The sequence below is a fragment of the Spongiibacter sp. genome, assembly GCF_041602295.1.
In the GTDB taxonomy this organism is placed as follows: Bacteria; Pseudomonadota; Gammaproteobacteria; order Pseudomonadales; family Spongiibacteraceae; genus Spongiibacter.
On record NZ_JBFIGO010000005.1, the window covers coordinates 1 to 23,791 of the forward strand.

At 57.0% G+C, this 23,791-nt stretch carries 21 protein-coding genes; 13 read left to right on the forward strand and 8 right to left on the reverse strand.

Translation table 11 applies throughout. The features are described 5' to 3' along the window. Positions 1-265 precede the first annotated feature (265 nt). The 4 genes from ABYM29_RS01705 (at position 266) to ABYM29_RS01720 (ending at position 6,204) form a co-directional block, all read left to right on the forward strand. Positions 266-556: a hypothetical protein gene (locus ABYM29_RS01705; RefSeq protein WP_372861323.1), complete on the forward strand. Its 291-nt coding sequence runs from the start codon at positions 266-268 to the stop codon at positions 554-556. 68 nt (positions 557-624) lie between these two features. Then, positions 625-1,854, forward strand: coding sequence for a TolC family protein (locus tag ABYM29_RS01710; RefSeq protein WP_372861325.1), 1,230 nt, complete (start codon positions 625-627; stop codon positions 1,852-1,854). Next, the gene (locus ABYM29_RS01715; protein WP_372861328.1) at positions 1,851-3,062 is read left to right on the forward strand and encodes an efflux RND transporter periplasmic adaptor subunit; all 1,212 of its coding nucleotides are present in this window, start codon (positions 1,851-1,853) and stop codon (positions 3,060-3,062) included. The genes ABYM29_RS01710 and ABYM29_RS01715 overlap by 4 nt, the downstream gene beginning before the upstream one ends. Continuing rightward, positions 3,037-6,204 (forward strand): efflux RND transporter permease subunit, encoded by a 3,168-nt coding sequence (locus ABYM29_RS01720; protein WP_372861330.1) that lies wholly within the window; start codon positions 3,037-3,039, stop codon positions 6,202-6,204. Before ABYM29_RS01715 ends, ABYM29_RS01720 begins: the two co-directional genes overlap by 26 nt. A 118-nt stretch (positions 6,205-6,322) precedes the next feature. Here ABYM29_RS01720 and gspG read toward each other — a convergent pair whose 3' ends face one another. The 8 genes from gspG to ABYM29_RS01760 form a co-directional block, all read right to left on the reverse strand. Next, complete coding sequence (gene gspG / locus ABYM29_RS01725; RefSeq protein WP_372861333.1) at positions 6,323-6,775, reverse strand: type II secretion system major pseudopilin GspG; 453 nt, start codon at positions 6,773-6,775, stop codon at positions 6,323-6,325. Between the two features lie 23 nt (positions 6,776-6,798). Then, on the reverse strand, positions 6,799-7,791 hold the full coding sequence (locus ABYM29_RS01730; RefSeq protein ID WP_372861335.1) for a YhdH/YhfP family quinone oxidoreductase: 993 nt from the start codon (positions 7,789-7,791) through the stop codon (positions 6,799-6,801). A gap of 15 nt (positions 7,792-7,806) precedes the next feature. Then, positions 7,807-8,844 carry a protease SohB gene (gene sohB / locus ABYM29_RS01735; RefSeq protein ID WP_372861338.1) on the reverse strand — a complete coding sequence of 346 codons (1,038 nt, stop codon included), beginning with the start codon at positions 8,842-8,844 and terminating at the stop codon, positions 7,807-7,809. A gap of 57 nt (positions 8,845-8,901) precedes the next feature. Next, on the reverse strand, positions 8,902-9,555 hold the full coding sequence (locus tag ABYM29_RS01740; protein WP_372861340.1) for a hypothetical protein: 654 nt from the start codon (positions 9,553-9,555) through the stop codon (positions 8,902-8,904). Continuing rightward, positions 9,542-11,287: a hypothetical protein gene (locus ABYM29_RS01745; RefSeq protein ID WP_372861343.1), complete on the reverse strand. Its 1,746-nt coding sequence runs from the start codon at positions 11,285-11,287 to the stop codon at positions 9,542-9,544. Before ABYM29_RS01745 ends, ABYM29_RS01740 begins: the two co-directional genes overlap by 14 nt. Before the next feature lie 170 nt (positions 11,288-11,457). After that, the gene (dnaQ, locus tag ABYM29_RS01750) at positions 11,458-12,180 is read right to left on the reverse strand and encodes a DNA polymerase III subunit epsilon (RefSeq protein WP_372861346.1); all 723 of its coding nucleotides are present in this window, start codon (positions 12,178-12,180) and stop codon (positions 11,458-11,460) included. Positions 12,181-12,182: 2 nt separating this feature from the next. Beyond that, the gene (gene rnhA / locus ABYM29_RS01755; RefSeq protein WP_372861348.1) at positions 12,183-12,632 is read right to left on the reverse strand and encodes a ribonuclease HI; all 450 of its coding nucleotides are present in this window, start codon (positions 12,630-12,632) and stop codon (positions 12,183-12,185) included. Between the two features lie 7 nt (positions 12,633-12,639). After that, complete coding sequence (locus ABYM29_RS01760) at positions 12,640-13,401, reverse strand: class I SAM-dependent methyltransferase (RefSeq protein WP_372861351.1); 762 nt, start codon at positions 13,399-13,401, stop codon at positions 12,640-12,642. Positions 13,402-13,494: 93 nt separating this feature from the next. Between ABYM29_RS01760 and gloB the strand changes: the two genes are divergently transcribed. From gloB to ABYM29_RS01805, 9 genes are all read left to right on the forward strand, one after another. Next, positions 13,495-14,265 (forward strand): hydroxyacylglutathione hydrolase, encoded by a 771-nt coding sequence (gene gloB / locus ABYM29_RS01765; RefSeq protein WP_372861354.1) that lies wholly within the window; start codon positions 13,495-13,497, stop codon positions 14,263-14,265. Positions 14,266-14,272: 7 nt separating this feature from the next. Further along, the gene (locus tag ABYM29_RS01770; protein WP_372861357.1) at positions 14,273-15,859 is read left to right on the forward strand and encodes a LysM peptidoglycan-binding domain-containing protein; all 1,587 of its coding nucleotides are present in this window, start codon (positions 14,273-14,275) and stop codon (positions 15,857-15,859) included. A 44-nt stretch (positions 15,860-15,903) separates the two neighbouring features. Then, positions 15,904-16,932: an ABC transporter permease subunit gene (locus ABYM29_RS01775; RefSeq protein ID WP_372861359.1), complete on the forward strand. Its 1,029-nt coding sequence runs from the start codon at positions 15,904-15,906 to the stop codon at positions 16,930-16,932. Continuing rightward, positions 16,932-17,981 carry an ABC transporter permease gene (locus ABYM29_RS01780; RefSeq protein WP_372861362.1) on the forward strand — a complete coding sequence of 350 codons (1,050 nt, stop codon included), beginning with the start codon at positions 16,932-16,934 and terminating at the stop codon, positions 17,979-17,981. Before ABYM29_RS01775 ends, ABYM29_RS01780 begins: the two co-directional genes overlap by 1 nt. Continuing rightward, positions 17,974-19,800 carry an extracellular solute-binding protein gene (locus ABYM29_RS01785; RefSeq protein WP_372861365.1) on the forward strand — a complete coding sequence of 609 codons (1,827 nt, stop codon included), beginning with the start codon at positions 17,974-17,976 and terminating at the stop codon, positions 19,798-19,800. Before ABYM29_RS01780 ends, ABYM29_RS01785 begins: the two co-directional genes overlap by 8 nt. Next, positions 19,797-20,792, forward strand: coding sequence for an ABC transporter ATP-binding protein (locus ABYM29_RS01790; RefSeq protein ID WP_372861368.1), 996 nt, complete (start codon positions 19,797-19,799; stop codon positions 20,790-20,792). Before ABYM29_RS01785 ends, ABYM29_RS01790 begins: the two co-directional genes overlap by 4 nt. Continuing rightward, the gene (locus ABYM29_RS01795) at positions 20,785-21,768 is read left to right on the forward strand and encodes an ABC transporter ATP-binding protein (protein ID WP_372861373.1); all 984 of its coding nucleotides are present in this window, start codon (positions 20,785-20,787) and stop codon (positions 21,766-21,768) included. The genes ABYM29_RS01790 and ABYM29_RS01795 overlap by 8 nt, the downstream gene beginning before the upstream one ends. A 98-nt stretch (positions 21,769-21,866) precedes the next feature. Further along, positions 21,867-22,922 carry an AraC family transcriptional regulator ligand-binding domain-containing protein gene (locus ABYM29_RS01800; protein ID WP_372861376.1) on the forward strand — a complete coding sequence of 352 codons (1,056 nt, stop codon included), beginning with the start codon at positions 21,867-21,869 and terminating at the stop codon, positions 22,920-22,922. Next, complete coding sequence (locus ABYM29_RS01805) at positions 22,915-23,790, forward strand: tyrosine-protein phosphatase (protein WP_372861378.1); 876 nt, start codon at positions 22,915-22,917, stop codon at positions 23,788-23,790. The genes ABYM29_RS01800 and ABYM29_RS01805 overlap by 8 nt, the downstream gene beginning before the upstream one ends. The last annotated feature ends 1 nt before the right edge of the window (position 23,791 follow it).

Genomic DNA, 23,791 nt, shown 5'->3' on the forward strand with positions numbered 1-23,791 from the left:
GCAACCCCGGCGGTGGCAGGGTCAGCGCCTTTGCCACAATGCCGATTCCCGATCGGCTGCAACAAAAAATTTCAGCCGCGCGAGCAGCGCCGCGCACAAGCAAATAAGAACGATTATTGATTTGTCTCTGAGGCTGACGTATTGTGCCAACGCGACTCACAAACACGGCAACTAACGCCGAGAATTCCGGTCAGAGACTGACACTAAAGCTTAAGGGTTTAACAGATCAATGATGAAGGCCGCCTTGATCGCAAGGCTTCTATGTGTGCTTATATTATTCACTGGTGTTTACGCCAGTGCTGATGCGCACCAGATTCATCAGGATAGCAGCAGTCACACTGGCCAGCTGGCCAATGAACCCGACAGCCAGAGCAACAACCTAGACTCGCCCTCCTCCTGCGCCCACTGCTGCCACTGTCATGGCGGCGCCTATACCTTCATTGCCGGCGCTTCCCTGCTGGCGTTCGACAGTCGCTGGCCGCTACCCATCCCCACAACTACCATCGCGCTTGCACAACGCAGTATTGCCCCGGATCTGCGCCCCCCTATCAGCTGATTTGCACTGTCATCGCACTCGCTGCCTTGCGGCGAGATTGATATTGATCAGATAGCTGAGAATCCACTATGTCACACCGTATTTTGCGGCGCATTGGCGCTGCCTGTATTTGCGCCCTTATATTACCCGCCGAGGCCAGCATGGCGCCCTGGCAAGAGCGCTGGCTGACAGCCCTGCGTCAACTTCCCGCCGTGATGGCGGCCGACGCCCAGCGCAGCGCCGATTACTCCCGCAGCCGCGCCCAGCGCCAAGCAGTCTATAACCCGGTATTGAGTGCCGACTACGAACGCGAAGGCCAGCAGCGCAACTTTTCTGTGGGCGTATCGCAAACCCTCGATATTTGGGATCAACGTAAACTTCGACAGCAACAGGCCGCACTGCAGGATCAGCGCGCCGAAAGTCGCTATTTCGATGCCCTGAACACCAGCCTCTACCAGCAACTCAGCAAGCTGCTGCGCCAGCGCAGCTTGCAGCAACAGGCCGCACTCGCCGGCGAGTATGCCCAGCAATTGCGCGAGATGACCAAGCTGCTTAGCCAGCGCCGACGCCAAGGGGATCTCGGTGAGATCGACTGGCAGCTGGCCACCCAGTCGCTGCGCAGCGCCCTCGCCGACAACAGTGAGGTGATTGTGGAGTTGGGCCGGGTCACCGCACAACTCGACGAACAGTTGCCCAACTGGCAGCAGTTACCTGAACTGCCAGATCACTTTTGGGCGACAGCCTCGCTATACAGTATCGACCGGCACCCTCAGTTAGTCGCCGCCAAACTGGACTGGCGAATTGCCGAGCAGCAAGTGGCCTTGGTGCGAAACAGTAATCGCAGCGAACCGACCGTGGGGCTGAGCGCCGGACAGGCCGGTGACGACGATGTTGTCGGACTGAACCTGTCGCTACCGCTGCAGGTTCGCCGCCGCTACGGTGACGATGTCGCGGCAGCGCGGCAATCGGCCCTGTCGGTAGAAGCCCACTACCGCGACCTGCGCCGCGACTTGCAAGGCAAACGCAATGCTGCTGCCGCCGCGCGGCAAGCGCTGTTAAGCCAGCAGACAATGCCCGCTGAAACCCCACGACCAGCACCGCCAGCGGCCCAGCTCTTGTACAAACAATGGCGGCTAGGCGATGTGAGTACCCTGGATTATCTGCGCAGTCTCGCCCTGTTAAATGAGGGTCAACAGGCGCAACTGAAACTCCAACGCCAGCTACAGCAAGCCCAACTCGAGGAATTGTTTTATTCCGCCCAATTACTCAGCCGCCTCGGCGTTATGTCCACGACCACCACAGGGAGCCAACAACCATGATCACCATGACTTTCCCACAGCCACTCAATATTGGCATTCTTGTATTCATGTTATCGACCTTGCTGGCCGAGCCGGCTGTGGCTGGCGCCGCTCACAGTAATGCCAGCGCCGCAACGTCGGTATCGGCCGCCGCTGATGAGGGCCATTCCAAAGATGGCCATTCGGAGGACGATCACCGTAATAGCGAGGGAGATGCGACTCAAGTCGTCGCCCTGACTCAAGGCCAGCAAGCTCTCGCAAACATCCGCGTGACGACGATTCTCCCCGCCGCTATCGACTACGAGATCTATGCCCCGGCAGAAATCACCGTAAATCTCGACCGCAGCTATGTGTTGGCCAGCAGCGCCGAGGCGCTGGTGGTGACGCGCCACGCCGAGCTGGGCCAGCAGGTCGAGGCCGGACAGCCACTGCTGAGCTTGTACAGCGACGCTGCCGCCGAAAGCCAAGGCCGCTACTTGCGACAGTTTGCCGAGTGGCAACGGGTGCGGGCGCTTGGTCGCAGCAGCATTGGTGAGCAGCGCTATGTTGCTGCACAAACTGCTTACCGTGTGGCACTGAGTAATCTGCTGTCAATCGGCATGAGCCGCGAGGAAATTAACGCATTGGGCAACGCCCCCGATGCCCTATTGGGCCACTTCACCCTCAAGGCGAAAATCGCCGGCTCGGTGTTGGAAGATAATATCCAACCTGGTGAGCGTGTCGCCGCAGGCCAGACCCTTATGGTGGTCGCCGATGAACGTCGACTATGGGCCGAAGCCCAACTGCCGCCCGGCGCAGATCTAAGCATCGGCCCAGGCACCACTGCGATTTTGCAGATGGGCGATCGCGAATACCCGGCGAGGATTAGCCAGCGGGGGCACCGTATTGATCCGCGTAGCCGCACGCAGACCTTGCGACTAGAAGTCGAAAACCCTGAGCACCAGTTACACCCCGGCATGTTTACTTCGCTAAAACTGCGCATTCGCAGTAACGGCAAAGTGATGGCCGTGCCCGAAGCGGCGCTGCTGCGCAGTCCAGATGGCGATTGGCAAGTTTATGAGCAGAACGCGGATGGTGGTTTTGTCGCCCGCGAAGTCGACCCCGGCGCCGCGCTGGGTCAGTACCGCGAGGTGCAGGGCCTGGCGCCGGGCAGTCGGGTAGTCGTAAGCGGCGCGTTTTTTGTCGCCTCAGAGGCGGCGAAAAGTGGCTTTGACATCCACAATCATTGAGGGCTTGACCATGTTAATGCGTATTATCGATATTGCCGTGCGCCATCGCCTGCTGGTGATTGGCTCGCTATTACTGCTTAGCGCTACGGCATTTTTTACCCTTCCCAAACTCAATCTTGATGCCTTTCCCGACGTCAGTAATGTCCAGGTGGCGATCAATACCGAGGCCCCGGGCCTGGCGGCTGAAGAGGTCGAGCAGCTGATCAGCTACCCCATCGAAGCCGTTATGTACGCGCTGCCTGATGTCGCCGAAGTCCGGTCGATCTCCAAGACCGGTTTATCCGGGGTGACGGTGGTCTTTGATGAAGGTAGCGATATTTATTTTGCTCGGCAGCTGGTGTTTGAGCGCCTGAGAGCCGCCAAGGATCTCATCCCAGAAGGGCTTGGCAGCCCGCAAATGGGCCCCAACACCTCGGGGCTGGGGCAGGTTTTCCAATATCTATTGGTCGCTGAGCCCGGCTCTGGATACGATTCGATGGCGCTGCGTTCGCTCAATGACTGGCTGGTAAAATTGCTGCTTATGCCGGTGGACGGTGTTACCGACGTACTGTCCTTTGGCGGCCAAGTAAAGCAGTACCAAGTGCAATTACTCCCCCAGCGTCTAGTGGCCTATAAGCTCGACCAGCAAGAAATTATGGAGGCCATCGCGGTAAGCAACCAAAACGCCGGCGGCTGGTATTTAGAGCGCGGCCCGCAACAATTGGTCATTCGCGGCACCGGTTGGCTCAGTGCTGATGAGCAAGGCCTGACGGAGTTGCGGCAAACACCGTTAAAGACGGTAAACGGCGCCGTCGTTAGGTTGGGTGATGTCGCCGAAGTGGCACTGGGCAGCGAGATTCGTCAGGGCGCGGTGACCATGACGCGACGCAACGCCGCCGGCGGAGCCGAATCAATGGGCGAAGTGGTGACGGGCATTGTCTTGAAGCGCCTCGGTGCCAATACCAAGGCAACCATCGATGCGGTTCGCCAGCGCAGCGAAATGATTCAGCGAGCGCTGCCGGATGGCGTCCGTTTTGAACCCTTTTACGACCAATCAGAACTGATTACCAAGGCCGTCAGTACGGTTGTACAAGCACTATTGTTCGCCTTTGCGCTGATCTCGGTCATCCTCGCCTTGTTCTTAATGAATGTGCGCGCCACGGTGCTGGTGTTGATATCGATACCGATAGCGATTGCGATTGCCCTGGTGGTGATGTCGATACTGGGCCTATCGGCAAACCTGATGTCGCTAGGGGGGATTGCAGTGGCCATCGGCATGCTGGTCGATGGCTCGGTGGTGATGGTCGAGAATATCTTCAAACACCTCAGCGCCGCCGATGCCCAGCAGCGCAGTGTCAGCGAGCATATTCGCCGCGCGGCAAAGGAAGTGGCGCGCCCTATTTTCTTTGCGGTATCAATTATCCTGCTGGTATTCATTCCGCTGTTCAGTTTTGAAGGCGTTGAAGCCAAGCTATTTCAGCCGATGGCCATCAGCATTATGCTGGCCTTGTTCGCGGCTTTATTGGTCGCGCTGATAGTCGTTCCCGCTCTGGCCGCGGTCCTGTTTCGAGGCGGTCTCAAGACAGCAACCAGCCCTCTGCTTAGGCCCTTGGAAACGGCCTATCAGCGCGGCTTGAATTGGGCCTTGCAGCACCGCCGCGGCGTCGTGGCGACTGCGGCGGTCATGCTGCTGCTGTCACTGGCCTTGCTGCCGCGCTTGGGCAGTGAGTTTGTCCCGGAATTAGAAGAAGGCACATTAAATCTTCGAGTCACACTGGCACCTTCTGCCAACTTGAATACGGCGCTGTCAGTGGCCCCTAAACTGGAAGCCATACTGCTGGAGTTTCCCGAGGTGGAGTACGCCTTGAGCCGCATAGGCCGCGCCGAACTCGGCGGCGACCCGGAGCCGGTGAACAATATCGAAATTTATCTCGGCCTGAAGCCGGCTGATCAGTGGCAGAGTGCGCAGTCGCGGCAGGAACTGCAGCGCCTGATGACTGAGCGACTGGCGGGCTTCCCAGGCTTGCTGTTTAATTTCTCGCAGCCCATTGCCACTCGCGTCGATGAATTGCTGTCTGGCGTTAAAGCGCAGTTAGCCATCAAGTTGTTTGGCGCCGACATGACGGTATTGGCAGAAAAAGGTCGAGAAATAGAAAGCCTTGTTAGCGAAATAAGCGGTACTCGCGATGTCGCCATTGAGCAGATTAGCGGCGAGGCGCAGCTGGTAGTTGCGCCCAATCGCGAGGCACTTTCCCGCTATGGCGTGTCGGTGGCCAGCGTGATGGAGCTGGTCAGTGATGGCCTAGGCGGGGCCAGTGCTGGCCAAATCATCAGCGGCAATGAGCGCTATGATATCGTAGTGCGCCTAGCCGAACGCTATCGCAATACCCCGGAAAAAATTGCCGACCTGCGACTCTTCTCTGCAGACGGCGCCCTGCTCAAGCTCGGCGATGTTGCGGATATCAGCATGACCGCAGGGCCGCCGCAGATTCGCCGCGACAGCGTGCAACGGCGGGTCGTTATTCAGGCCAATGTCGACGGCCGCGATATGGGCAGCGTGGTTGCCGATATTCGTCAGGCGCTCGACACACAGCTCGATTTACCCGCCGGCTACTCCATCGCGATTGGCGGCCAATTTGAAAACCAGCAACGCGCCCAACAGCGGCTGCTACTGGTAGTACCGCTGTCACTGGCATTGATCGCGCTGATGCTGTACTTCGCCTTCGGCTCGGTAGGCCAGGCACTGCTGATATTACTCAACGTGCCACTGGCCACGATTGGTGGCATCGTCGCCTTGTTTGTCAGCGGGCAGTATCTATCGGTACCCAGCTCAGTGGGTTTTATCACCCTGTTCGGCGTGGCCGTACTCAACGGTGTGGTGATGGTCGAGAGCATTAACCAGCGCCGGCGCGACGGCGTGGCGATTGATGTGGCGGTGTTTGACGGTGCGGTGTCGCGACTGCGGCCGGTACTGATGACCGCGCTAACCTCGGCGCTGGGACTGATACCGATGCTGCTGTCGCAGGGCGTCGGCGCCGAAATACAGCGACCGCTTGCCACGGTGATTGTCGGCGGCCTGTTCAGTGCAAGCTTTCTGACACTGTTCGTTATTCCCGTGCTCTACCCGCGCTTTTCGGCGGCCGCACTGGCAACGCGCCCCTAGGGTGTGTCCCATTCACTGCCCTGCCGCGACCGCGCAGGGCAGTAATACCAGTGCCGCGTAAAACCCGCTGTTGGTCACACGCCCGCGCTGATCGCTAACCAAGCGGCGCAGCGGCTAATCAGTAATCCGCATCACTGTGGAATTTAACCACGATATCGCTATTGGCTTCTGTGCCACCCGGCTCGCCGTCGGCACCCAAGGTACTGAGGCTAAACGATGGTGGAGAATCTGAGCTGTGATAGAGGTAATCGCGTTTCCAAGGATCGCGAAGCAGGCTGGCTCGGTTCACGTAAGGCCCCGACCAGTTCGCCGGCAACGGCTCCAGCGCCGGACTTTCCAGCAGCGCGAATAGGCCTTGATCGGGGCTGGGATAGCGCAAATTATCGAGCTTATATTGATGAAGAGCACTTGCTATACGCTCTAAGTCGGCGCTCGCCTGGTCTTGCAGGGCGTCGTTCATTCGGTGACGAACCAGGCTGCTGACATAAATCGTTAGAGCCGCAGCGATTAACAATACCAGAACGATTTCTTTTCGGGTAATCCCCCGGCAGCGGCCGAGGGTTGATAACACTGTACTGCGTAGATGAGACATCGCTAGAGTTTAACTCGAATTCTCCCACATACTGAAACACTGAGGAAACGAGCCAGCTGCTCGGGTACTTCATTCAGGCCAACTTCGCTGAGCAAGGCTGCGCTGCGCTCACTGTCTAGCTGCCACGGACCCGCAAAACGCTGCCAGATCTCAGCCTTGCGCTCACGGGGAATTTCTACTGAGTCGACACCCAACAGACAAACACCGCGCAGAATAAACGGAAAGACACTGCTATTAAGTGCAACTCCCGCCGCTAGGCCGCAGCAGGCCACGGCACCGTCTGGGCTTATGGCCTTCAGCAGATTCGCCAGCGGTTCGCCACCGAGGGTATCTAGCGCGGCGTCGAATTGCGGCTTCACCATGGGCTTACTCGCAAACTCCGCCAACATCGCCGGCGCCGCGCAGTGGCTGGCACCTAAACTTTGTAAAAATGCGTATTGCTCAGCCTTGCCGCTAATGGCCGTAACCTCTGCGCCCAATTGTTTCAGCAGCACCACCGCTATGCTGCCTACGCCACCACTTGCACCGGTCACGGCGATCCGCAGGCCGCTGAGGTCACCGAGCTGGCGCTGTAACTTGTCAACACAAAGGCCCGCGGTCAAACCTGCCGTACCCAACATCATCGCATCCGCGGGGCTCAAGCCGTCCGGCAGGGCCACCAGCCAGTCGGCCGGTACTTGTATCTGCTCAGCGAGCCCTCCGCGAGTGTTCATCCCCAGGTCGTAACCGGTGACAATGACCTGGTCTCCAGGCGCCCAATCGGCACTGGCCGAGGCGATCACCCGACCGACAGCGTCGATACCTGGCGTGTGTGGGTAATTGCGCGTTACGCCCTTGTTGCCCGCCGCAGATAGTGCATCTTTGTAATTGAGCGAGGAATACTCCACCGCAATGCGCACCTCACCATCAGCGAGGTCGGAAAATTCCGCATGATCGATAATGGCAGCGCGATAGCTACCCTGCTCTTCGCGAACTTCTACGGCTTTAAACGGCATAGTAATAACTCCGGACTACCCTACAAAACGGCTGCTGCGCAATTTGTCGATAACGCGCCACAAACCGCGATCTACAGCACCCTCAGTTGCCAGCCCCAGGCGCTCGGGCAAACTGCGTTTTTGTTTGAAATGCACTGCAAAAATATCGACGCTTTCGCGCACAGACAACAGATAATCATCGCTCGTAGAGATACCGTCTATAAGACCTTTGTCTAGTGCTCGGCGGCCATACCACACTTCGCCCGTCGCAATAGCTTCGATATCCAGCTCAGGGCGGTGCTCAACCACAAATTCTTTAAATAGGGTGTGTGTTTCCTCGAGTTCCTCGAGAAACTTCTTGCGGCCCTCTTCGGTATTCTCACCGATCATCGTCAGCGTACGCTTAAACTCGCCGGCGGTATGCAGCTCGACATCGATATCGTGTTTCTTCAGCAAACGGTTAAAGTTAGGCAACTGAGCAATGACACCGATGGAGCCGATTACCGCAAAGGGAGCAGCCAGTACACGATTGCCAATACAGGCCATCATGTAACCGCCGCTAGCGGCTACGCGGTCAATCGCAATGGTCAAAGGAATATTGCGATCGCGCAAGCGCTGCAACTGCGACGCCGCCAATCCGTAACTGTGGACCATACCGCCGGGGCTTTCCAAGCGCAGCAGCACTTCGTCTTTCTCGCCCGCCACGGTCAATATGGCACTAATTTCATGCCGCAAAGATTCCACCGCCGAGGCGCGAATATCACCGTCAAAATCCAAGACAAAAAGCCGCTTTTTCGCCGCACCACCTTTACTGGCCTTGCGCTCGGCTTTCTCTTGTTTTTTCCTGTCCTTGCGCAGCTTTTTATACTTGTCTTCGCTCAGAACAGCGTAGTTCAAGGTATCCTGCCAATCCTCAAAACGCTCGTGCAGGCGCGTCACCTCCACATGGCCGTCTTCGCCTTCGCGTTTACTGCGCTGGCTGATCGAGCTGATGGTGGAAATGAGTAAGATAATAAAAATCAGGGCCGTCGCCGCCTTCGCGAGGAACAGGCCGTATTCAAAAAGAAAGTCCAAGAATGACTCCAGATCGTTCAAAAAAGATCGCCATAGTGTTACGGGCGGCGCTCGCAGTCAAGCAGACCAGTCGCGCAAGGCCTTGATCGCAATTGGGTTTTCCGGACGAACAAACAAGCCACTGCGCCCCAGGTAGACACCAAATACCGCACCATCGCGCAGCGGTGCGTATACGCCGCTGCCAAAATCCACTTCGACCCAACGCCAAATGAAGCGCTGCTCACGCAGCCACTGCCAATTATCCAACCATTCGCCGCTGGGTAGCGGGTGAACACTGCGCAGGGCGCTGGACTCCTGTTTGGGATCGCGGTAGCGGCCGCTTAAGCGCTCCAGTCGCACCAGATTATGTAACCCCGCTTTGGCCAGCGCCTTATCCCAGCGCAGCACCCGGGCCTCCAGCCGCCACTCATCACCGTAAACAGGAAAGCTAAAGGGCATCGCTTGACCGTCGATATCGAGGCGCAAGATAAACGCCTGCTGGGGAGTCGCGGCAACAAATACGCTGGCAACGCGCTGTTCCACTGACAAGTTGCGGTAACTGATTAAATCCTGGCTGATCAGAACGAAAGCCAGGCTGAGCGGCGCCACTAACAGCAGTAGCAAACCGGCCGTCAGCGGACGACGACGAGCGACGGAGAACAACAACAACGACAGCGCAATGCTTATTGCTGTCGCTGCCAACCACAGCCTTGGCAGCTCAGGGAGCCACATGTCCCTTGTCCTGCGTGGGCTCAACCGGGAAGCCCAATTGTTTAAGCGAGTCTTCAGCAATCGCCAGAACCTTGCCGTCAGGCAAATGACGCGACTCTAACTCGCCAAGATAGTATTCCACGCTGATCATTGCGTCGGCCAAGGTTTCTAGGGATTGCACCTCTCGCTGGGGGTCTCCCCCTTCGCGGGCCACAAAGGTTTTAACAAAATTAGCCGCCGAGGCTGCCACGCCGGCCAACCTACCCATTTTCAATATTTGAAAGGCGCCGCGAACAGAGTCGAGACTCTGCGGGACATTTGCGATGTGACTGCCATCGAAGCCGGAGTCTATATATGAGCCGATGGCCCGCTTGACCATGGCGATGGCGCTTTTCGCCTCGTCAATGACGATCGCCGTCGCTTCGCTGACTTGGTTATCCGCGCTGATGCTATCGCGCTTATCGATGCTCAGGTTATTCAGTTCGTCATAATTCAGCTTGCGGCGGTCAATCTGCGCCAGACTGCTTTCGATAAATAGCAGGGTCTCAGCGAGATCCTCCAAAGTGTCGCGCGCCTTGCTCAAATCACCGCCGATCATTCCCAGCAACTCCTTGGCATGACGGCTGAGGATGTCCGCCAGCGACGACAAATTGAGTACCTGCAGGACATCTGCGCCCTGTTGTAGCAATTCGCTCAATGGCCGAATTTCATCGTCATCACTGCGACCGTGCTGAGCGAGCAGCTCTAGAATATCTTTGGCGTGGCGCAATTCAGCTCGCAGTTCGTTGAGCACTGACGAAACGGTGTCATAGCTCAGGCCCAGCATTTGCTTGCGCAGTCGTTGCAGTTCGGCGTCATCGATCTCACAGGGCTCGGCGCCAATCGCTTTTAATAATTTGCCGCACAGCCCATCCTGCCAAGCGGAAAGGCGCAACAAGAACAGCAATTCCTGTTCTAGCACTTCGTCGCCAGCTTTATTGTTGGCTAAGCGTCGCAGGGCGCCATCCAATGCCGAAAGAAGCCTTTTGCGACGCGGATTAAGCTCCAAGCCACCTTCTTTAAACGCCTCTACAACCGCGCTGGCCAGTAGCCAAAAACGCTGATTGGGGCCGGCTGGCAACACGCCACAGAGCCGCCGCAGCGACCGAGACATCAGTGTGAGTTGCAATTCGGGCTGCGCATCGCGCAATAAACCCAATAAGCCGCGCTGATAATTCTGTCTCAAGCGCTTAAGCAAATCGGCGAAATCGGCGTCAGCCAAGGGGGTATTGCGCAGTGTCAGCCGCGAATCGCGGCTGAACAGGAAATGATCGGCATCGACAAAATAACTGTCGGGCAATAACAGCTGTCGATGGGCGCTGCGCAACTCATTGGCGTGGGTAACGGCCAGCAGCGGGATCTCTTTGCCTCGACTCTGAACGAACTCCAGATAGCGTGGCAAGACGAAAAAAGCCGTACTCAAGGCGTTCAACTGAGCGTCTGGCAGGGCTTCGGTATTCTCCAGAATCGCGCAACACATGGCCCGCATTTCATCGGCGATCAGTGCCGCACCCTTGACTTCGATCAGCCGCAGCGTGCCGCCAATCTGGCGCAAGTCTGCCTCGCAATGCTGGAGCAATTGCAAATCGTGACGCTCGGCGAGAAAGGTCTCAAAGACATTTGTCGCCTGCTGCAGCGTATTGCTGAGCTCCTGCGCAACCAGCGCATAAGAGCTGGTATTGATGTTTTTCTGTAAGGTTACTTGCTTAAGCACTGCCATTGCCCCATTCGCCGATCATCGCACTGCCCAAAAAGCTCAACAAAATTATCTTTTATCGCTTTAACTTCTGGTAATGCCGAACCTTTTTATCAGCTATTCCCCCCCATGCACAGAGCCAATGCACGGAAATAACTACTGGTACACAGAAGCAGACTTGCCGTCTTTCAATCGCCCTCGCCAACGTTTAACCACAGACAATTTCCACCGCTGGCCTTATCAATGATTTGCAATTGTTCTTGGTGCGCGGCAAGTTCGGCCTCGCTGGCGCGCACCACTTTCAGCGCGGGGCGATTATCGTCTACCCGGCGGATGCCTGTACCGGCGCCCCCTTCGCTATCGTTTTCTTCACCAGCCAGGGCCAAATTGGTTTGGCCGCCGGTCATAATCAGGTATACATCGGCAAGGATTTCGGCATCGAGCAAGGCGCCGTGCAAATCTCGCTGAGAGTTGTCGACATAGTAGCGCTGACACAGCGCATCGAGACTATTGCGCTGCCCCGGGTGTTTCTGCCGCGCCATTACCAGTGTGTCGATGACCCCGCAGATATCTCGCAATCGCGGCTGTTTGCCCGGCAGCAAAGCCAGCTCCATATCCAAGAAGCCAATATCAAAGGGCGCGTTGTGAATAACCAATTCAGCACCGCGGACAAAGTCGAGGAATTCCTCGGCAACAGCCGCGAACAGCGGCTTGTCAGCCAGCATTTCATTGGTAATGCCGTGCACCTCGATGGCGCCCGCCTCAACTTCGCGCTGGGGATTAATGTAGTAGTGAAAATGTCGCCCCGTAAGTTTGCGATCGAGCAGCTCGACGCAGCCTATCTCGATAATCCGATGGCCATCGTTGGGGTCAATACCGGTGGTTTCCGTGTCTAATACAATCTGGCGCATAGTTATCCCGTCAATTCATCAATACCGCGGTTGGCCAGGGCATCGGCTATCTCATTTTCGCGGTGGCCACTGTGGCCTTTCACCCACTGCCAGTCGATCTGGTGATGGGCATTTAGGGCGTCCAGCTCCCGCCACAGGTCTGCATTTTTGACCGGTGCCTTGGCTGCCGTCTTCCAGCCGCGCTTCTTCCAATTTTCCATCCACTCGGTAATGCCCTTGCGAACATATTGCGAGTCGGTGGTCAGCACCACCTCACAAGGCCGCTTCAGCGCGCGCAAGCCTTCTATCGCCGCCGTGAGCTCCATGCGGTTATTGGTCGTATTGCGCTCGCCACCATACAGGCTTTTTTCTTTCCCCTTACTGCGCAGCAGGGCCCCCCAGCCGCCGGGGCCCGGATTTCCGCGACAGGCACCATCGGTAAATATTTCCACGGTATGTTCAGAGCTACTCATGCAACAACTACTGCCTTATATTGCGGGTCGCCCCCAGCATAGCCGGGTGGCGAAGAATCTTGGCGCGCATCCGCGCATCGAGCGCCGGGGTGAGCGGCGCGCGGTATTTTGTCGCGCTCAACACAAAAACACCACCCATAGGTAACCCCGAAGATAGACTTCGGTGGGTGGTAAAGAACCCAGGTGAATTCAGCGGCAAGCGGTGAAAACCGTATTGCACATCGGCCACTTCAAACCCCAGCAACGACAGCCAGTCATTGATACGGTTAATACTCAAACTGTGGTGTTGCCACATTGGGCTGCGGCGCAAACGCCCCATTAAGCCCCGCAAAGCCAGTGGCGACCAGGGATTAATGCCGCAAATTACCAATTTGCCATGGGGAACAATCATCCGCTCCACTTCTCTGAGTACGGTGTGCGGATTTTCGACGAACTCAAGTACGTGGTGCAGCACCACCATGTCTACAGATTCGTTGGCCAGCGGCAATTGGTGGTAGTCGCAAACGGCGTCTAGCACCTGACTGTGGCCGCTCTGACTGGCGCTGCCCAGGTGCAGCTGCCGCTGACACAAGCGGTCATCCAGCTGAAAGCGTTCGGGAATCATGCTCAGCTTGAGAAGGTGGCGGCGAGCCGCACTGGGGCCACTTAGCGCCCGGTTGATCAGTTGTTGCTCCTCCTTCAGCACCGTGCTGCCTACCGGGCTGCGAAACCATTGCCGCAATGCCGGCAACAGCACATCGGGGGAATGTTGAGCACGCCATCGAGCCATAAGTTCACCTGTTAACCGCACCCTTGCCAGAGAGCTAAGACCTTGTCTGACAAGGAATAACTGGTTACCCTGAGGTCAAACGAGGTATTAAACATGGGCAAGCTGTCCGTAACGCCGATTCCGGCCTTTAATGACAACTACATATGGTGCATCGCCGTTGACGGCGAAGCGCTGCTGGTTGATCCAGGAGAATCCGCGCCTGCGTTGCGCCATCTCCGCGATGCACAGCTCAAGCTTAACGCAATTCTGATCACCCATCACCACTGGGATCACGTAGGCGGCGTTGACGACATCCTGCAACAACACCCCGGCGCCAAAGTTGTCGGCCCGGACGGCGCCTGCCCGCAAATCGATCAAATACTCACCGACGGAGAGCAACTGCAGTTGCTCGGAATAGATTTTGAGGTTCTCGCCGTTCCCGGCCACACCCTCGATCACCTGGCTTACTACGCCGACAAACAGCGCTGGCTATTTTGCGGCGACACGCTATTTTCCGGTGGCTGCGGCCGACTGTTCGAAGGCACAGCCGGACAAATGCTGGCGTCATTAACCCGGCTTCAGAGCCTGCCTGGCGACACTGCCGTGTATTGCGCCCACGAATACACACTGAGTAATTTACAATTCGCCTTGAAGGCCGAGCCAAACAACACCACACTGCAGCATCGTTATAATTACACAAAAAAACTACGTGAACGCGGTGAGAGCAGCCTGCCGTCGACCATTGCCGATGAGCAGGCTTTCAACCCCTTTCTGCGCACTGCCGAGACGTCGCTGCGGAGCTGCATCGCCCGCCGCGAGGGCCGCAATAATTTACTTCAGGAAGAGGTGTTCGCTGCACTTCGAGCCTGGAAAGACAACAGCTGACCATACAATGACACTATTTAACTGCCGCGGGCAGCGCCTGCTTGCCCTATTTTTAGTCCTGACCGCCACCCTGCAACTGACGGCCTGCGCCAGCGGCGTGGCAAGCGCGCCACAACCCAGCGCGGCGCCACCCTGTTCAGGTGCTTGTGTCGAGCATCTCGCCATACTTGAGCAGCATTTGCTGCCACCGGCCGAGGCGCAGGCCACCGCCGAGGCACCGCACTATAACGATATCTGGGGGCGCATCGCCGACCAATTGCGCTTCGAAGCGCTGGCCCGTCACCACGAAGTAGACACACTGGAAGACTGGTATACCGAACACAGCCATTACATGGCCAAGGTGAGTGCTCGCGCCGGACATTATATCTATCATGTGGTCGAGCAACTTGAAGCACGAGACCTACCTGTAGACCTCGCCCTGCTGCCTTTTGTCGAGAGCGCCTATGACCCCTTCGCCTACTCCCATGGTCGCGCCGCCGGTTTGTGGCAATTTATCCCCAATACCGCCAAATATGTCGGCATTGAGCAAAACTGGTGGTACGACGGTCGCCGCGATGTGCTGGTCGCCACCGAAGCTGCGCTGGATTACCTAACCATGCTCAACAAGCGCTTTGACGGTGACTGGATGCTGACCCTGGCGGCCTATAATGCCGGCGCCGGAACGGTGAATCGCGCCATTCGGCGCAATAAAAAGCAAGGCAAGGCCACTGACTTTTGGTCGCTTAAGCTGCCAAAGGAAACCCAGCGCTACGTGCCAAAACTGCTGGCACTGGTAAAGATTTTTAAGAGCCCGGCCAGTCACAACCTGAGCTTGCCGGCCGTGGCCAATGCACCGCAGTTTGTGAAAGTCGATATTGGCAGCCAAATTGACCTCGCGAAGGCGGCGGAACTTGCCGGCATCAGCGTTGAAGAACTGTACCGCTACAACCCCGGCTTTAACCGCTGGGTAACCGCCCCGGATGGCCCTCACCACTTGCTGATCCCCGCAAGCCGCGCCAAGCATTTCAGAGCGCAGCTGGCCGCACTCCCCGAGGCACAGCGTATCTCCTGGCAGCGATACCGAGTGGCGCGCGGCGATACACTAATCGGCGTTGCTCGCCGACACCACATCGATACCGCAACGATCCGGCGCTTTAATAAGCTCGACGGCGATATGCTAAAGATCGGCCAAGTACTGTTAATCCCGGGAAGTAGTCAAGCGACCACCGGCCCCAGTCTCGACCGCGGTGTCGCCGCGCGCGGCAGCCACAAATCTTTCTATACTGTGCGCGCCGGGGACACGCTTAGCCAGATCGCCAACCACCACTCCGTATCGACCAAACAGTTGATTCGTTGGAACCGCCTAGAGAGCAGCCACTTAATCAAACCTGGTCAGCGCCTGGCAATCTGGAAACAAGCGCCCAGCGCAGCTAATGGCATTGTGCGTAAAGTAGGTTATAAAGTTCGCAGCGGAGACTCGCTGTCGCGTATCGCCAGCCGCTTCAAGCTAACCGTTGCGGACATCATGGAGTGGAACGCACTGGGTCGCAGCAACTACTTGCGTCCGGGACAGTCGTTGACGCTGTATGTCGATGTTACTCGAGCGGACCTCTGAAGAACCGCTAGCTAACCAAGCGTTTACTCACTCTGGAAGCAATTATGTTCGGCTATTTTGTGCGCCGCAGCCTGTTGGTTATTCCGACTTTTCTCGGCATCACTCTGCTGGTCTTCAGCATCACCCGGGTTGTGCCGGGCGGCCCCATCGAAAAAATGATGACTCAGGCACAGCTGGGCGGCGAAGCCGGCAGCCTGCATCGCAGTGAAGGCGGCGGCACCCTGTCTGACGAGCAACTGGCAGAATTGCGTCGCTACTACGGCTTCGACAAGCCCCTGCTGAGCAGCTACGCACTGTGGTTAAAGCAGGTACTGCGCTTTGACCTCGGGCTGTCCACCCGCTACCAAGACCCAGTTTGGGAAATTATTCGCGAGCGCTTCCCGGTGTCGATATTTTACGGCCTGACCACGCTGATACTTACCTACCTGGTGTGTATTCCCTTAGGGCTGCTCAAAGGCATGTACCACGGCGGTCGCTTCGACAACGTGTCATCGGCGGTAGTATTTTTAGGCTACGCGCTGCCCAGTTACGTGATCGGGATTGCGTTAATTTCGCTGTTTTCCGGCTACTACGACTGGTTTCCGCTCGGCGGTTTTGTATCGGACAACTTTGCCGAACTTTCGCCACTGGCCAAGGCCAAAGATGTTTTCCATCACGCCATCCTGCCATTAATTGCCTATTTGGCCGGCAGCTTTGCGGTTACCACCCTGATGATGAAAAACGCTTTGATGGACAATCTCTCCGCCGATTATATGCGCACCGCCGCCGCCAAGGGACTCAGCCTGGGGCAGAGTGTGCGCGGCCACGCCATGCGCAACAGCCTCATTCCAGTGGCCACCTCATTTGGCAACAACATCTCACTACTCATCGGCGGCTCGTTTCTCATCGAAACCATTTTCAATATCGACGGCATCGGCTTGCTCGGCTATGAGGCCATCGTCGAGCGCGACTATCCAATCGTTATGGGTATTTTAGTGATTTCCTCGCTGCTCTATCTCATCGGCAATATCCTGTCCGATATCTGCGTTGCCTTAGTTGACCCGCGAATTCGCTTTGGTGGAGGCGCCCACTGATGGCCTGGCTGCGCAATCCCGTCGCAAAAAAACGCTGGCAACGCTTCCGCGAGTCTCGTCGAGGCTATGTCTCGGCCTGGATACTACTGACCCTAACCACGCTGAGTTTTGCCGCCGAGTTAATTGCCAACAACCGGCCACTATTGCTGAGTTACCAGGGCGAACTTTACTTCCCCAGTTTCAGCAGCCAGTACAGCGGGCGAGACTTCGGCCTTGAATTTGATTACGAACCCAATTACCGCGAACTGCAGCAACTGTTTGCACAACGAGGAGGCAGTGACTGGCTAGTCATGCCACCAGTGCCGTTTGGCCCTCTGGAAACCGACCTGATAACCGGCGACTTCCCGCCCCATGCGCCCTCCTTTGCCAGCCGTCACTACCTGGGCACAGACACCAGTGGCCGCGATGTGCTCGCCAGGCTGATTTACGGCTTTCGCACCGCCATGTTGTTTTCACTGATACTGCTGTTGTTTAACTATGCCGTCGGCGTCGCAATTGGCTGCATGATGGGCTACTGGGGTGGCCGCTTTGACTTGATCTTCCAGCGCGTTATCGAAATCTGGTCGAATGTGCCCTTTCTCTACGTGATTATGATTGTCGCCTCGGTGATCACCCCCGGGTTTTGGACACTGCTATTTATTATGGCCTTCTTCGGCTGGACGGGAATGACCTGGTATATGCGCACCGCCACCTACAAAGAAGTGTCGCGCGACTATGTGATGGCCGCGCGAGCCTTGGGGGCCTCAGGCTCGCGTATCGTCTTTCGCCATATTCTGCCCAATAGCGTCTCGACACTGATCACCTTTGTGCCTTTTTCAGTCGCTTCAGGCATTACCGCACTGACTGCACTGGACTATCTAGGCTTTGGCCTGCCCGCACCAACCCCAAGCTGGGGGGAACTGCTCAAACAGGGCACTGAAAACCTCGAGTCCCTCTGGCTAGTGGGCTCGGTGGTGTCGGCAATGACCTTAATATTGATGCTGGTCGCCTATGTTGGCGAAGCCATTCGCGACGCCTATGACCCGAGAAAATTTAGCTTTTATGAATAAATTCGCCACTCTGTTAACTGGGCTAAGTTTACTGCTAGGGCTGTCACTGGTACGAGCCGATACCGTTGACATTGCATTGCCCGATACCTTGCCCGCTGACCTGCAATGGCAAAGCAATGACAAGGACCCGATATTCGCCAGCCCCAAGGCGCAACGCGGCGGCCGCTTCCGTAGCTTTGTCACCACCTTTCCACTTACCTTGCGCCTTGTAGGGCCGGATTCCAATGGCAGCTTTGCCAGTTATATGCGTGCCAACAATCTCAGCTTGGTCGGCATTCACCCCAACACCCTCAACCCGATTCCCGAACTGGCGAGTCACTGGGCTTTCGGCGACGACGGCCACAGTATTTTTTACCGACTGGACCGCGATGCCCGCTGGTCAGATGGCCAACCGGTCACCGCCGACGACTACCTGTTTGCGCTGAAATTTATGCGCTCGCCTCATATTCTCGCGCCCTGGTACAACAACTACTACAACGAAGTCATTCGCGATGTCGTCAAGTACGACGAGCACACCATCGGCATACTCGGCGCAGTGGCCAAACCCAGAGACGAGATGCTATTTGAATACAGCATTTCTCCGGTACCCAGCCACTTCCACCAACTCGATGAAAACTGGGTGCGCGACTACAACTGGAAAATTGCCCCCAATACCGGCCCCTATATCATCGACACTATCCGCAAGGGCAAATACATCGAGTTTCGCCGCAAGGACGACTGGTGGGGGAATGACAAACGCTACTTTAAACACCGCTTCAATCCGGACTACCTGCGCATCAAGCTCATTCGCGACCTCAATATTGCCTATCAATATTTCCGCAAGGGCGAGTTAGATAGCTTTCCGCTACTGATGCCAAGGCTGTGGCACAAAAAAGCCCAGGGCAAAATTTTTGAACAGGGCTATGCCGGCAAAATTAAGTTTTACAACAGTGTCCCCCAGCCGATCGCGGGCTTGTTTCTCAATGAAGATGCCCCGCTATTAGGTGACCGCAGAGTGCGCTACGCCCTCGCCCATGCGCTGAATGTCGACAAGGTGATTAACACCGTACTACACGGTGACTACGAGCGACTGCAAACCGCCCACGACGGCTATGGCGACTACAGCAATCCCAACATCCGCGCCCGGCCCTTTGACCTGAGCAAGGCAAATAGCCTGCTCGATGAAGCCGGCTGGCAGCAACGCGGCAAGGACGGCATCCGCATAAAAGCCGAACAGCGCTTAAGCATTCGAATTACTTATTACAGCAGCGCCCACAATGACCGCCTGGTGATACTCGCGCAGGAAGCCCGCAAAGCCGGTATTGAGTTGGAACTGCAATTGCTCGACCCGTCGGCGGCTTTCAAACAAATTCTTGAAAACAAACACCAAGCGGCGTGGATGGCCTGGTCAGGTGGTGGGCTATCGCCTCGTTACTGGGAGTTCTATCATTCGGATAATGCCCACAAGCCACAAACCAACAATGTCACCAACACCGACAACCCGCAAATCGACGCAAAAATTGACGCCTACCGCAAGGCCACCGACAAAGCAAAACGGGTTCAGCTGGCCCACCAATTGGAACAACTGGTATTTGAGCAGGGTTCGTTCATCCCAACCTTTAAAGTGCCCTACACCCGTGAAGCGTTTTGGCGCTGGCTGGTCTTGCCAGACGAATACGGCACGCGAACCAGCGACAGCCTGTTCAGCCCGTTGGGAAGCAGCGGAGGGCTGTTTTGGATCGACCAGGACGAGCAGCGCCGCGTCAACGCCGCCAAAGCGGCCGGCGAGTCGCTACCGCCAATACTGATCGTCAACCAACACTGGGCCGACACACCATGAGCACCCCTGCGCCAGTAATCGCACTGGAAGATCTCAGTATCAGTATCAACGATGACCGCGGTGTTGCGCACCGCATGGTAAATCAGCTGAGTTTGGAAATTCACGCCGGCGAGACGCTCGGTTTAGTGGGCGAGTCGGGCTGCGGTAAAAGCCTGACGGCGATGTCGCTAATGGGCCTGCTACCTCGCCCCCAGGCCCGAATTAGCGGCGGACATATCCGCTACCAAGGCAAGCCGGTGGATATTCATCGCGCCGCCAGTTTCCGCGCGCTGCGCAGCCGCGATATTGCGGTAATATTCCAAGACCCGATGACCGCACTTAACCCTGTGCAAACCATCGGCCGGCAGATTGATGAAACCTTGCGCCTGCACTGCCCATCGCTCACTCGTAAAGACCGCCAGCAACGCTGTATTACCCTGCTGAGCGAGGTCGGTCTACCCGCCGCAAAGCAGCGCTTAGGCGCCTACCCGCACCAACTATCGGGCGGCATGCGCCAGCGGGTAATGATTGCCATGGCGCTGGCCGCAGAACCCCAGCTGCTGATTGCCGACGAGCCCACTACCGCACTGGACGTGACCATTCAGGCGCAAATCATCCAGCTGCTACAGCGCCTGCAGCGCGAACACGGCATGGCCATGCTGTTTATCACCCACGACCTGGCATTGGTCTCGCAACTGGCTGACCGAGTTGCGGTAATGTACGCCGGTGAAATCGTAGAAATAAACCACGCGGCCTCACTGTTTAAGCACCCCAAGCACCCCTATACTCGCGGTCTCCTGGCGGCCTTGCCCGCCACCGCCGCCGCAGCCAAAAGTCGACTGCAAGCCCTGCCAGGGCAAGTGCCCAGTGTCGACGCTATGCCCAAAGGTTGCCGCTTCGCCAATCGCTGCCAATATGCCAACGACCAGTGCCGCGCTGAGTCCCCACTCATGCAGGCACATGATGACAGCGCCAGTGTTGCCTGCCATCACTGGAGAACAATCGATGACTGAACCACTGCTACGCGTCTCAGATGTAAAGCTGCACTTTCCTCAGTCTCAGGGCTTGCTGCGACCGACATTGTCGCTGCGTGCTGTCGACGGCGTGAGCTTTGAACTGCATCAGGGCGAGACCCTCGGCCTGGTCGGCGAATCGGGCTGCGGTAAAAGCAGTCTCGGCAAAGCCCTGTTAAATCTACACCCCCCGACCGCGGGCCATATTCATTTTGGCGGCCAGCAGATTGTCGGCTTAAACCACCGTCAAATGCGCCCATTGCGGCGCGATATGCAAATGATTTTCCAAGACCCCTTTGAGTCGCTGAATAGCCGCCACACAGTGGCCAGCATACTTGAAGAGCCCTTAATTATTCATCGCCTAGGGGATCGGCAATGGCGCCAACAGCGCGTGCAGGCACTGTTAGACCAAGTTGGACTCGCCCGATCTGCCGCGTCTAAATACCCGCACGAATTCAGTGGTGGCCAGCGTCAGCGCATCGGCATCGCCCGCGCGATCGCCCTGAAACCCAAGCTGCTGATCTGCGATGAAGCGGTGTCGGCGCTGGATGTGTCAGTGCAGGCCCAGATATTGAATTTGCTGCTGGATATACAGCAGGAGCTCTCCCTGGCCATGCTGTTTATCTCTCACGATATTTCAGTTGTGCGGCATATGAGCGATCGCATCGCCGTCATGTACCTGGGGCAAATTGTCGAAATCGGTGACGCCCGGGAACTCTGTACACAGCCTGCCCACCCCTATACCCGAGCATTGCTTGCAGCGGTGCCACAACTCGGCGGCGATGCCCTGCCCCCGGTAGCGGTAAGTGGCGACATGCCCTCGCCTATGGCCATGCCCAGCGGCTGTCGCTTTGCCGGCCGCTGTCCACACCAGCAACAGCGCTGTATCAGCCAGCCACCGGCACTGGAAGCCCGCGACGACGGCCGGGCAATTGCCTGCCATTTCTGGCGGGAAATCTCCACGAATATACCGTAAACTAGGCCCTCAAAACTGACCGGATGGCCGTTGTGCGCAGCAACCCTCACGCAAAAAGAGACCCCGTACCGCTCAAATACGCCCGCAGTATGCTGCAGGTGGCAGAAGCGCAAGGTTACAATAGCGCAGAATTGCTGCGCTCTTTGCAATTGCCCATCGACCCGCTCGCCGCTAATGCCGATTTAGACAGCCCGATTGACGCCCACTACTATTCGCTGATTTACCGCAGGGTAATGTGGTTGCTGCAAGACGAATCCTTTGGTCTGGGGCTGCGCCAACGCACCCCGGCGGGCAGTTTCCGCATGCTGTCACTGTTTATCATCCACTGCGAAACTCTTGAGCAGGCCCTGCGCCGGGCCTCAGAGTTTATTATTTTTTGCCGCACCCTGAGCGACGTTCCCAGTGCCGCGCGTCGTCCCGTCGAACGACTGGGCGACGGCACCGCTTTTTACCGTTTCCCCAGTGATGTCGAGCTCGCCGAGAGTGACGACACCGATGACCAGCGTTATACCAGCGCCCACACCATGGCGATCTGGCGACGCTTCTGTCAGTGGCTGATCGGCAAACCACTGGAGCTGATCGCCGTCCACATGCAGGCCAGCGCCCCGGACAACCCCACGTATTTTGAGCAGCTGTTTAACTGCGAGATCCACTATGGCCGTGAGCACAATGCTTTTTTAATCGCCGAACACTGCCTGGATTGCCCGCTGATCCACACCGAGGAGTCGCTGCGCAAATTCCTTCGCGATGCCCCCTACCACCTACTGGTGTCTCAAGATGACGACGACAGTTCACTGCTGTCGCAAATGAAACGCATCGTGGGTAACGACCTCAGTCACGAGTTCCCCAGTGTCGTGACGATGGCGGAAAACCTTAATATGTCGGTGCGAACCTTGCGTCGCCGTTTAAAAGATTTGGGTACCACCTACCAGCAATTCAAGGACGAGCTCCGCAAGGAGCACGCCCTGCGCTGGCTTAACCAACCGGAACTTAAAATTAATGCCGTGTCAGCCCTACTGGGCTTTGACGAACCCAGTGCCTTCCACCGCTCATTTAAAAAGTGGACAGGCATGACCCCAGGCGAGTACCGCGCCAGCCGCCAGCCGCCCCAGCAAAACGCCGGCAACACTGAAGAGTCTCCACGCCATGACTGATCACCTCACCCCTGTCGCCACCGAATATTACAAACTGGCCGCAGGTCATCGCCCCATCCCCGCCGAGTTACCGAGCGAAGAGCGACATAGTTTGCGCAAATTACCATTTGAGCAAGCGCACAATTTCCGCGACCTCGGCGGCTACCAAAGCCGCGATGGCCGCAGCCTGAAATGGGGAATGATCTACCGCACCGACAAACTGTCGAGCTTAAGCGAGGAAGATCAAAAGTATTTGGAGCGACTGTCGGTGCGGCGCATTGTCGACTTTCGCTCCGATGAGGAGCGCGGCATGGACCCTCACGCCCTGCCTGCCGATACGGCAATCCGCGTGGAACCCATGCCAATTGCTGTCGACGCCGCCCAGATAGAGTTGGTAACCGCCCGCCTGCAACAGCGCGATGTCAGTGTGGACGATATGGCTGCGCTGCTAATTGACGCCAATCGCGAAATGATCAGCCAATTTACACCGGTGTACCGCAACTGGATGCAATCACTGTTGCACGCCGACAACTACCCACAATTATTCCACTGCACCGCGGGTAAAGACCGTACAGGACTTGCTGCCGCCCTATTGCTCCACGCCTTGGACGTGCCGGAAAACACCATTATGGATGACTACCTGGCCACCAATCACTATACCGCAGCCCGCACCGACCAAGTGATAAAGCAAATTTCCGCAATGGATACACTGCAGGTGAGCGAAGACGTCATCCGCGTGCTATTCAATGTGCAGCCTCAGTTTATCAACGCCGCATTTGACACCATTGCCGATAGCTACGGCGACCTACAGCGCTATTTTGAAGTGGGTCTTGGCTTGAGTAGCCAGCAGCGTGAACAGTTGTGTGACCTATTGCTCGAGGATAACTAAG

What these genes read in the sequence shown, in the direction of transcription:
- ABYM29_RS01710 (WP_372861325.1), top strand. Translation starts at nt 625, where the DNA reads ATGTCACACCGTATTTTGCGGCGCATTGGCGCTGCCTGTATTTGCGCC.
- ABYM29_RS01715 (WP_372861328.1), top strand. Translation starts at nt 1,851, where the DNA reads ATGATCACCATGACTTTCCCACAGCCACTCAATATTGGCATTCTTGTA.
- ABYM29_RS01730 (WP_372861335.1), bottom strand. Translation starts at nt 7,791, where the DNA reads ATGCCGTTTAAAGCCGTAGAAGTTCGCGAAGAGCAGGGTAGCTATCGC.
- ABYM29_RS01740 (WP_372861340.1), bottom strand. Translation starts at nt 9,555, where the DNA reads ATGTGGCTCCCTGAGCTGCCAAGGCTGTGGTTGGCAGCGACAGCAATA.
- dnaQ (WP_372861346.1), bottom strand. Translation starts at nt 12,180, where the DNA reads ATGCGCCAGATTGTATTAGACACGGAAACCACCGGTATTGACCCCAAC.
- rnhA (WP_372861348.1), bottom strand. Translation starts at nt 12,632, where the DNA reads ATGAGTAGCTCTGAACATACCGTGGAAATATTTACCGATGGTGCCTGT.
- ABYM29_RS01760 (WP_372861351.1), bottom strand. Translation starts at nt 13,401, where the DNA reads ATGGCTCGATGGCGTGCTCAACATTCCCCCGATGTGCTGTTGCCGGCA.
- gloB (WP_372861354.1), top strand. Translation starts at nt 13,495, where the DNA reads ATGGGCAAGCTGTCCGTAACGCCGATTCCGGCCTTTAATGACAACTAC.
- ABYM29_RS01770 (WP_372861357.1), top strand. Translation starts at nt 14,273, where the DNA reads ATGACACTATTTAACTGCCGCGGGCAGCGCCTGCTTGCCCTATTTTTA.
- ABYM29_RS01775 (WP_372861359.1), top strand. Translation starts at nt 15,904, where the DNA reads ATGTTCGGCTATTTTGTGCGCCGCAGCCTGTTGGTTATTCCGACTTTT.
- ABYM29_RS01780 (WP_372861362.1), top strand. Translation starts at nt 16,932, where the DNA reads ATGGCCTGGCTGCGCAATCCCGTCGCAAAAAAACGCTGGCAACGCTTC.
- ABYM29_RS01785 (WP_372861365.1), top strand. Translation starts at nt 17,974, where the DNA reads ATGAATAAATTCGCCACTCTGTTAACTGGGCTAAGTTTACTGCTAGGG.
- ABYM29_RS01790 (WP_372861368.1), top strand. Translation starts at nt 19,797, where the DNA reads ATGAGCACCCCTGCGCCAGTAATCGCACTGGAAGATCTCAGTATCAGT.
- ABYM29_RS01795 (WP_372861373.1), top strand. Translation starts at nt 20,785, where the DNA reads ATGACTGAACCACTGCTACGCGTCTCAGATGTAAAGCTGCACTTTCCT.
- ABYM29_RS01805 (WP_372861378.1), top strand. Translation starts at nt 22,915, where the DNA reads ATGACTGATCACCTCACCCCTGTCGCCACCGAATATTACAAACTGGCC.